The 15,202-nt window shown below is 34.9% G+C and carries 16 protein-coding genes; 15 read left to right on the plus strand and 1 reads right to left on the minus strand.

The window, feature by feature from the left end; all coding sequences use genetic code 11:
- Positions 1-423: 423 nt before the first annotated feature.
- Positions 424-1,053, minus strand: coding sequence for a GntR family transcriptional regulator (locus tag AB4Y30_RS08755; RefSeq protein WP_368655203.1), 630 nt, complete (start codon positions 1,051-1,053; stop codon positions 424-426).
- 175 nt (positions 1,054-1,228) lie between these two features.
- Between AB4Y30_RS08755 and dpaL the strand changes: the two genes are divergently transcribed.
- The 15 genes from dpaL to AB4Y30_RS08830 all read left to right on the plus strand — a co-directional run bounded on the left by dpaL (position 1,229) and on the right by AB4Y30_RS08830 (position 15,168).
- Positions 1,229-2,431: a diaminopropionate ammonia-lyase gene (gene dpaL / locus AB4Y30_RS08760; protein WP_368655093.1), complete on the plus strand. Its 1,203-nt coding sequence runs from the start codon at positions 1,229-1,231 to the stop codon at positions 2,429-2,431.
- Positions 2,432-2,446: 15 nt separating this feature from the next.
- Positions 2,447-3,604 (plus strand): M20 aminoacylase family protein, encoded by a 1,158-nt coding sequence (locus AB4Y30_RS08765; RefSeq protein ID WP_368655094.1) that lies wholly within the window; start codon positions 2,447-2,449, stop codon positions 3,602-3,604.
- A gap of 250 nt (positions 3,605-3,854) precedes the next feature.
- Positions 3,855-4,949: a flavin monoamine oxidase family protein gene (locus AB4Y30_RS08770; protein ID WP_368655095.1), complete on the plus strand. Its 1,095-nt coding sequence runs from the start codon at positions 3,855-3,857 to the stop codon at positions 4,947-4,949.
- Between the two features lie 182 nt (positions 4,950-5,131).
- A complete protein-coding gene (locus AB4Y30_RS08775) occupies positions 5,132-5,452 on the plus strand; it encodes an ArsR/SmtB family transcription factor (RefSeq protein WP_368655096.1) in 321 nt (106 codons plus the stop codon).
- 90 nt (positions 5,453-5,542) lie between these two features.
- Positions 5,543-6,499, plus strand: a complete 957-nt coding sequence (locus AB4Y30_RS08780; protein ID WP_368655097.1) for a cation diffusion facilitator family transporter — start codon at positions 5,543-5,545, stop codon at positions 6,497-6,499.
- A gap of 382 nt (positions 6,500-6,881) precedes the next feature.
- Positions 6,882-7,226 (plus strand): metal-sensing transcriptional repressor, encoded by a 345-nt coding sequence (locus AB4Y30_RS08785; protein WP_368655098.1) that lies wholly within the window; start codon positions 6,882-6,884, stop codon positions 7,224-7,226.
- Positions 7,227-7,300: 74 nt separating this feature from the next.
- A complete protein-coding gene (gene copZ / locus AB4Y30_RS08790) occupies positions 7,301-7,507 on the plus strand; it encodes a copper chaperone CopZ (protein ID WP_368655099.1) in 207 nt (68 codons plus the stop codon).
- 82 nt (positions 7,508-7,589) lie between these two features.
- Positions 7,590-10,016, plus strand: coding sequence for a heavy metal translocating P-type ATPase (locus tag AB4Y30_RS08795; RefSeq protein WP_368655100.1), 2,427 nt, complete (start codon positions 7,590-7,592; stop codon positions 10,014-10,016).
- Between the two features lie 7 nt (positions 10,017-10,023).
- A complete protein-coding gene (locus tag AB4Y30_RS08800) occupies positions 10,024-10,599 on the plus strand; it encodes a DUF1541 domain-containing protein (protein ID WP_368655204.1) in 576 nt (191 codons plus the stop codon).
- A gap of 93 nt (positions 10,600-10,692) precedes the next feature.
- Positions 10,693-11,361, plus strand: coding sequence for a hypothetical protein (locus AB4Y30_RS08805; RefSeq protein ID WP_368655101.1), 669 nt, complete (start codon positions 10,693-10,695; stop codon positions 11,359-11,361).
- 36 nt (positions 11,362-11,397) lie between these two features.
- Positions 11,398-11,676, plus strand: a complete 279-nt coding sequence (locus AB4Y30_RS08810) for a glutaredoxin family protein (protein WP_368655102.1) — start codon at positions 11,398-11,400, stop codon at positions 11,674-11,676.
- A 117-nt stretch (positions 11,677-11,793) separates the two neighbouring features.
- Positions 11,794-12,405: a nitrite reductase gene (locus AB4Y30_RS08815; RefSeq protein WP_368655103.1), complete on the plus strand. Its 612-nt coding sequence runs from the start codon at positions 11,794-11,796 to the stop codon at positions 12,403-12,405.
- Positions 12,406-12,457: 52 nt separating this feature from the next.
- Positions 12,458-13,876, plus strand: a complete 1,419-nt coding sequence (locus AB4Y30_RS08820; protein WP_368655104.1) for an MFS transporter — start codon at positions 12,458-12,460, stop codon at positions 13,874-13,876.
- Between the two features lie 220 nt (positions 13,877-14,096).
- Positions 14,097-14,438 carry a PadR family transcriptional regulator gene (locus tag AB4Y30_RS08825; protein ID WP_368655105.1) on the plus strand — a complete coding sequence of 114 codons (342 nt, stop codon included), beginning with the start codon at positions 14,097-14,099 and terminating at the stop codon, positions 14,436-14,438.
- Entirely contained in the window at positions 14,428-15,168 is a 741-nt protein-coding gene (locus tag AB4Y30_RS08830) for a DUF1129 family protein (protein WP_368655106.1), read from the plus strand. Before AB4Y30_RS08825 ends, AB4Y30_RS08830 begins: the two co-directional genes overlap by 11 nt.
- The last annotated feature ends 34 nt before the right edge of the window (positions 15,169-15,202 follow it).

Here is a 15,202-nt window from a genome sequence, read left to right on the forward strand (position 1 = left end):
TCATTGGGTAACCTACTTTCATTTATAAAAATGATCATATGAATTAAGCTAGCATGTTAAAATAATCGAGATATGTTAAAGCTATTACAGAGCATAAAAAATATTTCTTACAACCCAACTTCAGCATAACTATTCCAAAATATTAATTAAAAATGCGACTAATAGAAAATATTCTGTCCTGTTTCTATCATCTAATTGCTTAAATCAAACAATAGATTTGGTCGTAATAATATATGATATGCTCAAAGTGTGATTAAAATAACATTAATAATTCTGTAAATGCTTTAGCGTGGTAACAAGTATCCAGCTTCGATTACTAAGTACACAGTTTCTCAAATAGTTAAATAAAAAGTAAAACTAGGTAGACTAGAAACTTTTTCAAGTTCTTAACCTACCTAGTTTTTAATTTCATCCAATAACTTATTATTTTTCTTCTGTATACAAACGAATACGTTCTAAACTATTTTTCCAATTCATTTTTATCGCATCCAGTGCTGGATCTAGCTTTTGATTTTTTATAGCATGAATGATTTGTTGATGTTCCATATAAGATGTGTTTTTAGCATCCATCTTACTGAAATAATATATTTCCATTCTTTGAATTCTCATTTTTAAACTGCATAGCAACTTTGCTAGTTCTGAATTATTAGCTAGCTGGATAATTTTATGATGAAATTCATTATCTGCTTCCACTGTACTAAAAATATCTCCACTATGAATTGTTTGATCAAGCTTTTCATTAAACTGCTCTAATTCTTCCACATCTTTTGCAGAAAAATAAGGAAAAGCTTGTTCGATAGCTAAGCATTCAAGTGTCCATACAAGGGGATAAATCTCTTCTGCTTGCTCCACATCAATTGGAGCTACTAATGTCCAACGATTCGCTTTCGTAACTACAAGTCCATCATTTTCAAGTCTTAATAAAGCTTCTCTAATTGGAGTACGACTAATACCAAGAGATTTGGATAAATCAAGATCTCTTAATTTTTCACCTGGCTTCAGTTCTCCGGTAATAATCGAATTTTGGAGTTTATTATATACTTCATCCTTCATAAAGGTACGTTTTAGTTTAGGTTCATTTTTATCTAAGCTCAATGACTAGCACTCCCTAAATATTTCTTTAACATACAATATATCATATTGTACAAAAATGAAGTCTATTCATTAGTATGTGAAATGTGATATATTACTGTAAAGAGTAATATATCACTTTGTAAAGGAGAATATAATGCTAAATTTAACAAAATTACAATATGTAGAAAATAATAACGCAAAATCCGAAAAAGAATCTGTAGCTGTGATGAGCAGTAAAGTAATGGAAGAGGTAAGAAGCTTTCATCAAAGCTTTCCAGAATATCAAATCACGCCATTACATTCTTTAGATCATTTAGCTAAAAAGCTAGAGATAAATAAGATTTGGGTGAAGGATGAATCTTATCGATTTGGTTTAAATGCTTTTAAAGTGTTAGGTGGTTCTTATGCAGTAGGTAAATATCTAGCAAGAAAATTAAATATGGATATCTCAGAGCTTTCTTTTGAAAAGCTGAAAAGTAAAGAGATTAAAGAACAGTTAGGTGATATTACTTTTGTAACGGCAACAGATGGTAATCATGGGAGAGGAATTGCTTGGGCAGCAAGTCAGCTTGGACAAAAGTCAGTTGTCTATATGCCAAAAGGAGCTTCTGAAATAAGATTAAATAATATTAAAGCAGAAGGAGCAAAGGCTTCAATAACTGATTTGAATTATGATGGTACAGTACAACTAGCTAGTCAAATGGCTGAAGAAAATGGTTGGATATTAATACAGGATACAGCTTGGGATGGTTATGAAGACATTCCAACTTGGATTATGCAAGGGTATGGAACGATTATTGATGAAGCTATCGAACAACTTGAGGGAGATAAACCAACTCATGTATTCCTACAAGCAGGAGTTGGCGCTTTTGCTAGTAGTATACTTGGATATTTGGCAAGTAGATTTGGTGAAGAATACCCAATGACAGTTATTGTGGAACCAGATGAAGCTGCTTGTTATTACAAATCTATGAAGATTGCTGATGGGAAAGCTTATGCAGTAACAGGGAGCTTGGACACAATTATGGCTGGTTTAGCTTGTGGGCAACCAAGTAAAACTTCTTGGGGAATTATAAGAGATTATGCAGCGTTATTTTTTGCTTGTCCAGATGAAGTAGCAGCAAGAGGAATGCGAATTCTTGCAAATCCATTAGTTTCTGATCCGCAAATTGTCTCAGGGGAATCAGGTGCTGCAGTTGGGATAGGATTAATGAGCTTAGTAGATAGAGAGAAACACCTAAAAGAAATCCTAAAACTTAATAAAGATTCAAAAGTACTTATAATTAGTACAGAAGGAGACACAGATCCAGATCATTATGAAAAAGTCGTATGGGATGGAGCATATCCATCTATATAAGGAGTGTTTACTAATATGAGTAATGAAAATTTTAAACAGGAACTAATTACTTGGAGACATTATCTTCACGCACATCCTGAAAGTGCTTTTGAAGAAGAAAACACAGCTCGGTTTGTAGCAGAAAAATTACTAGAAATGGGTTATGAAATTGTTACTGGTATCGGAAAGACAGGCGTAGTAGGTACTTTGAAAAATGGTACTGGAACTGGAATTATTGGCATTCGTGCGGATATGGATGCATTAAATATTCACGAAAAAACGGATCTACCATATGCTTCTGAATATCCAGGAAAGATGCATGCATGTGGGCATGATGGACATGTAACAACTGCTTTAGGTGCAGCAAAGCTACTTGCTGATAATAAAAACTTTAATGGAACTGTTCGTTTTATTTTTCAACCTGCTGAGGAACATGGTGAAGGAGCACTCGCCATGTTAAAAGATGGTTTATTGGAAAAGTTTCCAATGGATGAGCTATATGGGTTACACAATAAACCTAATTTGCCTGAAGGAGAAATCCATTCTAAAATTGGTCCTATCATGGCAAGCGAGGATAATTTTGAAATTCGGATAAAAGGGAAGGGAGGACATGCCTCAACGCCAAATATGGGTGTAGACCCATTAGTTACTGCATCTGAAATCATTCTAGCTTTACAAACAATTGTCTCAAGAAATATTGATCCCATTGATCAAGCAGTAATTTCTTGTACAGAAATTCATACAGATGGTGCAGTAAATGTTATCCCTACAAATGTAATCATCACAGGTGACTGTAGAAGCTATAAACCAGAGGTACAATCAATTATAAAAGAAAGAATGCAAGCAATCAGCGAAAATATTTGTAAATCGAATGGCGCAACCTGTGAATTTACCTTTAGAAATTCTTTTTCACCAACTGTGAACTGGGAAGAATGCCATCTCACAGCAATCCAAGCAGCAACAAATATTTTAGGAAAAGAAAATGTGGTAGATCAGGCTCAACAAGTAATGGGTTCAGAGGATTTTGGTTATTTTCTAAATAAAATTCCAGGGTGCTATGTATTTTTAGGGGGGAAACGTGAAGGAAAAGGAGTATATCCACTTCACCATGCTCAGTATGATTATAATGATGATAATTTAGTTCGAGGCGCTGAATTTTTCGCAGAAATAGTGCGTCTGAAGCTACCTAGTTGAATGAAATAATATGTATGTCAGCTCGGTTAAGTTTGTGATGTTTGTGATGTCACAAGCTTAATCGAATTTCCTCTATTCTTGCTTTTATGATAGGTATAAGCGCTACTTTCCTCAATATAAATAACACTTCCTTAATCAAGCTTAATAAAAGCCAGTTATATTAGACTTTTTTTCAAAACCTTAAAAAGTAATATTTTAGATAGCTGTGATATGATATTTTTAAGCATTAGCTAGGTAGGAGGAAAGAATTATGAAATATCCCGTTGTTATTATTGGGGCTGGTTTATCAGGTCTATATACTGCATCTTTATTGTCAGAAAAAGGTGTAGATTGTAGAGTATTGGAGGCTAGAGATCGTATTGGTGGAAGAGCTTTGAGTATTCCCCATCCAAATAATTCAGAGTTAGGAAACTTTGATCTTGGCGCAACATGGTTCTGGCCACAATTTGAAAATACGATTACCCAGCTTATTGAGAAATTAAATCTTGAAACTTTTGTTCAATATAATAAAGGGTCAATGCTAGCAGAGCAGACTATCAATGAATCTCCTCGACGTTTTGAAATCCCAAATAATTCTCATTCTATATCTATGCGATTTAAAGATGGGGTTCAGTCTCTGATTTATGCCATAGCAGATAGTCTTCCTGCAGAGCTGATAGAAGTAAATAAAAAAGTGACAAAAATGTCATTGGTTGAAGAAGACCATATTAAAGTAGAGATTGTACTCTCTAATGGAGAAAGAGAATTCATTTTTGCAAGCGCTGTTATTTTAGCTTTACCACCCCGAATTGTAAAGGAGCATATCGAATTTTCTCCGTCACTTCCAGATAATCTGATTTCAGAAATGATAAATAAACCAACTTGGATGGCTGGTCAAGCTAAATTTATCGCTATATATGATGAACCATTTTGGAGAGAAGATGAACTTTCAGGATTTGTATCTAGCTGGGTTGGCCCTTTACAGGAAATTCATGATGCTTCTCCAGAAACAGGCTCTGGTGCACTATTTGGTTTTGTAGGCATTCCTGCTAAAGTTCGTCAGCAAATTACAAAAGATGAAATGACTGAAATGATTGTCGATCAATTGATTCGTCTGTTCGGCTCTTCTGCACAAAATATAAAGGAAATGATATATAAGGATTGGTCAGAAGAATACGAAACCGCTGTTGAAGCAGATTGGGAACCACTTAGGAGCTTTCCACAATATGGTCCATTGGCAGTCACAGAAGCATGGCAAAAGAAAATCATTTTTGCGAGCACAGAAACAGATGCACAATTTGGAGGACACCTTGAAGGTGCGCTTCGATCAGCTAAGCGCGCTGCTTCTGAAATTATTGAAAAATAAATACTAAATAAGTACTAAACTATTTTCAATTAATAAAGCGACTTTTTGTGGAGGTAAAGGCACTCTGCGCTTTTCGTTCATATTTTCTAAAGCAAAAAGTCCTTTTCTATTTAAGAACAGTTGTAATAATAATTCATATATGATAATATGCTCATATATTGAAATATTGAGGAGGAAATTAATTGGAAGAGTTTCAAGAGAGTGTACTTCCACAAGACCTTGATGATGAAACATTATTTATTGTATCGCAAACCTTTAAAGCATTAGGTGATCCAACAAGAGTCAGAATTCTTCATTTGCTCTTTAAAAAAGAATGTTCTGTAAACGAAATTGCAGAGACATTGGATATACGGCAATCAACGGTTTCCCATCAATTACGCTTTTTAAAAAATTTACGGTTAGTGAAATATCGTCGCGCAGGAACAACACTTTACTATTCACATGATGATGAGCATGTGATGTGCATTTTGGAACAAATGATAAATCATGCTTGTCATAATTAATTTGAAGTAATCACTTATTTTAGATAAGTGATACTTATTATATTGTTATATGCATATATATAGATATAAACATAAAAGGGAGGTTTTAACATGGGACACGATCATCATGGGCATGATCACACGCATGGTGCAAATAAAAAAACATTATTAATTAGTTTTCTTATTATTACAGCATTTATGGTTGTAGAAGTAATTGGTGGTATACTTACTAAAAGTTTGGCACTATTAGCTGATGCAGGACATATGCTAAGTGATTCTATTTCATTATTGATTGCTTTAATTGCCTTTACATTAGGAGAGAGAGCAGCCAATTATGGAAAAACGTATGGCTATAAACGTTTTGAAATACTGGCAGCAATTATAAATGGTGTGACCTTATTTATTATCTCTATCTACATTTTTTATGAAGCTTATCAAAGGTTGTTAGACCCACCTACAGTAGCTTCGACTGGTATGCTTATTATTGCTTCTATTGGGTTAATTGTAAATATTATTGTAGCATTTATAATGCTACGTGGAGGAGATACCGAAAATAACCTGAATATGCGTGCTGCATTTCTTCATGTTTTAGGTGATTTATTAGGATCAGTTGGTGCGATTATCGCAGCTCTTCTTATGATTTTCTTTAACTGGATATGGGCAGATGCCGTAGCAAGTGTGCTTGTAGCAGTACTTATTTTGATCAGTGGATGGCGAGTTACAAAAGCTTCTTTCCATGTTTTAATGGAAGGTACACCTTCTAATATTGATGTAGAAGAAATTGTCACTATGATGAAGGGTGTAGAAGGAATTCAAGGGATTCATGACCTGCATGTGTGGAGTATTACAAGTGGGCAAAATGTACTTTCATGCCACATTATTGTTGATGGAAGCATGACAATAGAGGAAAGCCAATCTTTACTTCGAACAATCGAACATAAATTGGAACATAAGGGTATAGGTCATGTTACAATTCAAGTTGAAACAGAGGACCACCCACATGAAGATTCCATTATGTGCCAAGCAAAGTATAACATGGAAGCACATCATCATGGCCATAGCCATTAATAAGACAGATTCAATAAATAGATAAAATAGAAAATCTGAAAACTTCAATGCAATCTAGTATTGGAATTTTTGGATTTTTTATTTTGGAGTAAGAAAGCCGCAAATTAATGCTGATATACTAGTGCGGATGTTGCCCTCGTTACGTGGCGTACTTAATTCGCATTTCTCTAGCGTTTTTATGCGACTTACGCTTTTCTTTCAGGATATTATCTTAAATGAATAAAACGTAGTATTTTACATACACTATCTTCTGATTTAAAAAATGATTCAAGTAAATATTTTTCATCAATAAAAAAAGGGGGTTACATACTATATAGGGGTATAGTATGATGTTTTTAGAATTAAATTAGTTTTAATCCTTGAAATAGAGAGGAGAATTGAAATGGGAAAGACAGCTGAACAAATAAAGTCCATAGATCAAAAGAAAATGTGTTGTATTGAAAAAGAAGAGTCCAGTACACATATATCAGATGAGCTTCAACGAAAATTAATGAATCGCATGAGCCGGATTGAAGGTCAAGTCAAAGGTGTTAAACGGATGATTGATCGAAATGTATATTGCGATGATATATTGACACAAATGTCAGCAATACAATCTGCATTGCATTCTGTTTCAAGAGTGCTTCTGGAAAATCATATAAATACCTGTGTGATTGAAAAATTAGAGAATAAAGATCCTGAAATTGTCGCTGAGTTTATGACAACTATCTCAAAAATAATGAAATAAAAATTTTTCGCTTGACAATACCTATCCAGGGTATGGTAATATGGAAGTGAATTAAAAATTAGGAGGTAATTTACATGGAAAATATAACACTTAATGTACAAGGAATGTCTTGTGGACACTGCGTGAATTCAATTGAGGGAAGTGTGGGGAAATTGGATGGAGTTGAATCTGTCAAAGTTCATTTAGACAATGGAAAAGTAGATGTAACCTTCAATTCAGAAAGAGTAAATTTAAAAGAAATTACAGAAGTGATTGAAGAACAAGGTTATGATGTTAATTAAAATAAGCGGTCGTGCTGCTCCAGCACGATCTCTCTTTTAACATTTTTAATACCCCTATACAGTATATTGAGAGGTGATGATTATGGGCGCACAAAAGGAAATAAATTTACAAATTCAAGGTATGACTTGTGCTGCATGTGCCAATAGAATTGAAAAAGGGCTTAATAAGATAGATGGAGTAGAAAATGCGAATGTCAACTTTGCGATAGAAAAAACAAAAATTATTTATGATCCTGAAAAAACAAATGTACAGGATTTTGAAGATGAAATTGAGAAATTAGGATATCATGTCGCACATGATAAACAAACATTTGATATATCAGGTATGACCTGTGCTGCATGTGCCAGTAAGATTGAAAAACAATTAAATAAAATGGAAGGCGTTTCTCATGCATCTGTTAACTTTGCTTTAGAAAATGTAGTGGTAGATTATGACAAGGGTCAAGTTACTGTTAACGATATGATGGAAGCAGTTAAAAAATTAGGCTACAACTTAAAAGTGCAAGCATCTAAAGAAGAAACAGCTAATAATAAAGAGGAAGAGATAAAACATCAAACTGGGAAATTTATATTTTCAGCTATTCTAACACTTCCTTTATTGTGGACGATGGTGACACACTTTGAGTTTACATCGTTTATCTATTCTCCAGATATGCTAATGAATCCATGGGTACAATTAGCATTAGCCGCACCTGTACAATTTATTGTTGGAGCACAATTTTATAAATCTGCCTATAAAGCATTGAAAAATGGCAGTGCTAATATGGATGTTCTTGTTGCATTAGGTACATCTGTTGCTTTCTTTTATAGTATTTTTCTAGGCTATGAATGGCAAGTACAGGGTCAAGTTGGTATGCCAGAGCTATATTTTGAAGCTGCGGCAGTTATTATCACGTTAATTCTTCTTGGAAAACTATTTGAAGTTCGTGCCAAAGGAAGAACAGGTCAAGCAATACAAAAATTACTAGGGATGCAGGCAAAAACTGCTCGAGTTATAAGAAACGGTGAAGAACAAGAAATTGCGATGGAAGAAGTTATTGTTGGAGATACTGTTATTGTACGTCCAGGTGAAAAGATTCCAGTTGACGGTCAGATTATTAAAGGAGAATCGGCAGTTGACGAATCAATGATTACTGGGGAAAGTATCCCTGTTGATAAAAAATCGGGAGATGTAGCTATCGGTTCTACTATTAATAAAAATGGATTGTTAACCATTGAAGCTACAAAGGTTGGTAAAGATACAGCCCTTTCTCAAATTGTGAAGGTGGTAGAGGAAGCTCAAGAAAGTAAAGCGGATATTCAGCGTGTAGCTGATCGTGTATCCAGGATCTTTGTTCCAATTGTTGTAGGTATTGCGCTTATAACTTCGCTTATATGGTATTTCTTTGTTGCACCAGGTGATTTACGTGCTGCCTTAGTTCCTGCAATTACCGTATTGGTTATTGCCTGCCCTTGTGCGCTTGGTTTAGCTACTCCAACGTCTGTTATGGCTGGATCAGGAAGAGCAGCAGAGCTAGGAGTTTTATTTAAAGGTGGAGAATATTTAGAGAATACACGTAATCTAAACACGATTGTGTTAGATAAAACAGGAACGGTAACGAAAGGAGAGCCTGAATTAACAGACGTTCTCCCAGGGCAAGGTTTTTCAGAAGAAGAAGTACTTACCTTAGTTGCTTCTGCTGAAAATAATTCTGAGCATCCACTTGCAGAAGCTATCGTAAAAGGCGCTAAAGCAATGCGCGTTCAAATTAAAGAAACAGATTCTTTTGAAGCAATACCTGGATACGGTATTCAGGCCTCTGTAGATGGAAAAATGATTTTTGTCGGTACAAGAAAGCTGATGAAACGAGAAAACATTGATGTTTCTTCTGTAGAAGATAGCATGGTTAAACTTGAATCCGACGGAAAAACAGCAATGTTAATTGGATTGGAAAATCAACTGGCTGGTGTTATTGCGGTGGCAGATACAGTAAAAGAAACGTCTAAAGCTGCTATTAAGAGAATGCATGAGCAAGGATTAGAAGTTATTATGTTGACCGGAGATAATCAACGAACTGCGGATGCGATTGGTAAACAAGTAGGTATTGACCGTGTAATTGCAGAAGTTGTTCCAGAACAAAAAGCAGAAGAAATTAAAAAACTCCAGTTAGAAGGTAAGAAAGTTGCGATGGTCGGTGATGGTGTCAATGATGCACCAGCACTCGCAGTAGCAGATATCGGAATGGCAATTGGTACAGGTACAGATGTAGCCATCGAAGCAGCAGATATTACACTTATGCGTGGAGATTTAAATAGTGTGGCAGACAGTGTACAAATCAGTGAAAAAACGATGCGTAATATCAAGCAAAATCTATTTTTTGCTTTCTTCTATAATACAGCATCCATTCCAATTGCTGCCGTCGGTTTACTTGCTCCATGGGTTGCTGGAGCAGCAATGGCATTTAGCTCCGTGTCTGTTGTCTTAAATGCTTTACGATTACAACGCTTGAAATTAAAAGGAGGCCAGTAATATGTCTATTAAAAAATGGGTTTCCTTAGGGATCATCTATGTAATAGCAGTTTTTACGGCATTCGGTATTATTACAGGACAGAATCCCTTTGCCAGTAAAGGAATGGAACATAATGAACACGGACATGAAGGGATGAATCATTCAGCTGAAGAAATGTCCAGTTCTGGAGAAATCCCTATAGGTCTTAAAGAAGCAGTAGACCCGACATTTGAAATTGGCAGTGAAGTAATAATTAACGCTGACCACATGCCTGGAATGGATGGTGCTGTTGCGAAAATCTCCGGTGCATTTGATACGACTGTTTATACAGTATCTTATACTACAGATGATGGACAAGAAATCGAGAATCATAAGTGGGTGATTCATGAAGAATTGGAAAATCCACAGGCTGCACCACTAGAATCTGGTACAGAAGTTATATTGAATACAGATCATATGGAAGGGATGTACGGTGCTAATGCAGAAATCGAATCAGCTGAAGAAACCACTGTCTATATGATTGATTTTGAAACAACAGATACTGGAGAAGATGTCCAATACCATAAATGGGTAACAGAGGAAGAATTATTGCCTGTAGAGTAAGAGTTATTATGTAAATTCTCTCATAGTACTTGACGAAGTAAATGGAAATGCAATGAATCATAATATGAAAGCAAATCAAAGGAGGAAGAAAGTATGAATCATAGCCACCATCCCCATAATCATTCAGGTAAATCAGAGGTAAAAACAACGGTAACGTATAAAGATGGAAAGATATCTATAACCCTAGAAGATAATACAGGAAAAGTACCAGAACTTGCTTTAGCACATGAAAAAGAAATGCACTTTATCATGGTGTCCAATAATTTGGAACAATACTATCATTTACATCCGAAAAAAGAGCAGGAAGGCCTTTATACCATTCAACAACCTTTAAAGGATGGAACCTATAAAGCTTTCGTTGATATCACGCCAAAAGATAAGGCATATCAGGTAGCTCCCAATACAGTTCAGGTCGGAACTAGTGAAACTGGTAAAGCTGTCTTAGATCATGACTATGATTGGACCAAAGAAGTGGATGGTAAGACTGTTATTTTAGAGGATGTCAAAGCAGAGGCTGGTAAAGCAGTTCCACTAGATTTTAATATGCATGGAGAAACTCCTGAAGCACATTTAGGTGCTTTAGGTCATGTAGTCATTGTGGATGAAGCTGCAGAACACTATATCCATGTTCACCCAGATTCAGAAGATACAACAAGCTTTCATGCTCTTTTTCCGAAGCAAGGAATGTATAAAATTTGGGCAGAATTTCAATTTGGTGATAAGGTACACACCTATTCATTCATTATTGAAGTTAGTAAATAAGTAATGGCATATTACCTGGAGGAGGTAAGTTAATAGATGGCTAAATATAATTTAGAAATCTTTACAAGACCAACTTGTTCAGATTGTCAGGACTTGAAAAACTTTTTGGAAGAACATCAAATTCCACATAAACAGTATGATTTAGCAAAGCAACCTGAGAAAGAAAAAGAGTTGAAAAAGATAACGGGCAATCGAATCGTTCCTGGCATCGTTTTTTCTCAATCTTCTATGTTAGGTTTAAGGAAAAAAGCTAAAAGTATGACAGGATTTGAGCAAAATAAAGAAGAAATAAAAAAGCTGTTAGAAATTAGCTAATAAAAATAAACAGATTCCATAAAGAAATTTGATAAACATTTTATTTCTTTATGGAATATTGTTTTACTATTTTAAATACCCTACATATTGTATATCAGGGGTATAGGGGGAGTCCATATGGATAAGAAGATAAAAATCACTGTCAATGGAGGTATCGGATTTGGATCAAAATTAAATGCCAAACAGCTACTGACCATTTCCAAGTATATGGATGAGAACGAAGAGCTGGAATTAACCACATTTCAACAGCTTTATATAGAAATACCAGAAAACAATAAAGATGAAATTATAAAGGAATTTGAAAAGGCTGGATTGTCTTGTTATCCGGTAGGAAATTATATCAAGAGCTTGAGAACATGTAACTTCTGCAAAGGAGAAGAAAGAGAAGGAATGCCTGTAGCAAAAGAACTCAATAAGCGATTTGCCGGCAAACAGGTTCCTTTTACATTAAAGATGGCTTATACAGGCTGTCCAATTGGATGTGGAGAACCAATGGTGAGTGATATAGGCGTTATGAAGTTTAAAGATCAGTACAATTTATATGTAGGTGGAAAAGGCAAAGGATTTGATGCAGAAGTTGGTACACTTCTGAAAGAGAACTTAGATCCGAAAGATTTATACGAAATCATAGAGATCATTATTGATAGCTATGCACAGCTAGGCAAGAAAAGAGAAACATTCTTTAAATTTTGGAGAAGAATTGGGAAAGAACAATTGGTGAATATATAAATAATGGATTTTTAAGTGCTTTAATACTGGTAACATTGGAGGTAAAAAAACGATGTCTACACATACAAATACCATTTCACAACCAGATCCTAAACGATGGAAGGCACTGTTTCTGCTATGTTTTGCAAACTTTCTTGTAATAATGGATGCATCTATTATTCAGATAGCATTACCTTCTATTAAGGAAGCGCTTGGTTATACGCAAGAGAGCTTGCAATGGGTGATGAGTGCTTTTCTTCTTTTCTTTGGAGGGTTTCTTTTATTAGGGGGAAGATTAGCAGATTTATTTGGTAATCGACGTATATTTAATTTAGGAGTTGTCATTTTAGCTATTTCATCTTTATTTGCGGGTTTAGCCTGGAGTGAAATGATTCTGAATATATCCCGTGCGGTTCAAGGTATGGGATCCGCATTAATTGCTCCTGCAGCACTCTCTATGGTTATGCAACTGTTTTCTTTTAGTAATAAAGAAAAGGGGAAAGCACTTGCCTTTTGGGGGTTATCTGGTGCAGCTGGTGGAGCATTTGGAATTGTTTTAGGAGGAGTGCTTACAGGATTCTTTAGCTGGCGCTGGCCGTTGCTTATTTATGTTCCACTTAGTGCTCTTGTTCTTATTTTAAGCCCAATGCTTTTACGAAAATCTGATCGTATAGTTAAGGGAAATATTGATTATATTGGAGCAGTTTTAGTTACTGCATCCCTTATGTTGATTGTATATGGCATTGTAACAGCAGAACACAGTGGGTGGCAGTCATCGAATACAATTATTTCTCTTATCGTTGGTGTAGTCTTGTTTCTCATCTTCTTATTAGTTGAATCGAAAACGAAAGAAGCTCTATTACCTTTAAATATATTTAAAACACCTCATTTAGGTATTGGGAATATAGGTGTCTTTTTCGTTCAGGCAGCATGGTTCCCATTGATGTATATGGTTATTCTTTATTTACAGCAAGTTTTACAATTTTCTCCATCTGCTGGAGCAATGGCCGTATTACCTGTACCTATATTTATGGCATTTTTCATGGTGGTAGTAGCAGAAAAAGTACTGGCTAAATTCGGGATGAAAATGACAATGATTCTTGGATTTATTATCCTTGGTGCAGGAAATATTTTATTCTCACAATTAGCTACTGTAGATGGAACCTATGTAATAAGTGTATTATTTCCTTCGTTTTTTGCAGCACTTGGTAACGCACTGGCTTATTTAGCAGCTACAACTGCTTCTGTATCAGAAGTCGAATCGGAAAAATCAGGAGTAGCCTCCGGTCTATACAATACTAATTTTCAAATTGGTTCTGCAATCGGTCTTGCAATTATGGTTGCTATCGCTGGTACAACTACAAATTCCAGTAATGCTACTTCTGCAGTGACGGCACTGAATGAAGGATTTCAGCAAGCCTTCTTCTGGTCAGGAATTGTGGCATTTATTGGAGCAATACTAGCTCTGTTGTTTATGCGTTCTAAAAAGTAGAAAGGCTTTATAATACTTTTGATTTAAAGCAGCATATTTAAATATTTGAAACGATTCAAATTAATTTCGATTTTAATGAAATGGCACAAAACTAAGCATTGGTTTTGTGCCATTATTATTTGAGGTGAATTCATTTTTTAATTTTTTATCAACTATCTTGCTTTACACTATATTGTAATGTAAGATAGTATAAACAAAGAAAGAATTTGAGGTGAGAACCTTGTCTACGACTAGTCAAATGCTAAAAGGTTTATTAGATGGAAGTTTACTTGCATTGATCGCAAAAGGGGAAACTTATGGCTATGAAATTACAGAAAAGTTGAAAGAGCATCACTTTGCTGTCGTAAGTGAAGGGAGTATTTATCCTGTATTAATGCGATTACAAAAGAACAATTATGTAACAACTGTGCTAAGAAAATCACCAAGTGGGCCGAAAAGAAAATATTATTCTATTACAAAAGAGGGAAAAGAAGAACTAGAGAGGTTTAAAAAACATTGGAATAAGCTGTCATCTGGTGTATTTTCACTACTAAAAGAAGGAGATGACGAGGATGTTATCTAAGAAAGCAAATCAATTTATGATTGAATTAAAGATGTATTTGATGTCAAAGGGGAAGAAGGATAAAGAAATTAATGAAATTTTAGATGAATTAGAGGATCATTTAATACAAGCAGAGGCAGAAGGTAAAAGTATTCGAGATATCACTGGAGATTCTCCGCGGGCATATATGAAAAGTGTTGGTCAAGAAATGAGCTTTGATGGAAAACAATTCTTAAGTTTAGTTCCTATGACTGCCTTACTATTAATAGCATTTATGGCTTTTACTCCATCTATCCAAGGTGACTTCTCTCTTTCTAAAATAGGTGTGTGGGGAGCAGTTATTGGAATGGTCCTATCATTTGCTCTCTATGGATTTTTATTCACACGTGTTTTGCCAAAGGTTTTATATTCTAAATGGTTTTATGTCATCGTTATGATAGCTTATGTAATTTTAACTGGTTTTTTTGTGCTAGTATTTCTATTTGATAAAAACCCATTTTTTGTAGCAACTCCATTACAAAATAATCTAATATTAATTGGATGTATTGCTGTTTTTATTATTTGGTCTTTATATGCTAAAACTTGGATAACCATTCTTATCCCATTTATTATGTCAGTAGGACCAATGGGTGCTCGCTTTGTTCCTCCAGAAATTAATGAGGATCCAATTTTTATAACGATAGCAATTGTTATCCTTCTCCCGATAACAATTGCTGGATTTTATTTTCTATACCGAAAGGAAAAAGCATAAAGAGTTAAGACTTTTTGTATTGTTGTTTTCTTAA

Source organism: Ornithinibacillus sp. 4-3 (assembly GCF_040958695.1).
Taxonomy (GTDB): domain Bacteria; phylum Bacillota; class Bacilli; order Bacillales; family Amphibacillaceae; genus CALAMD01.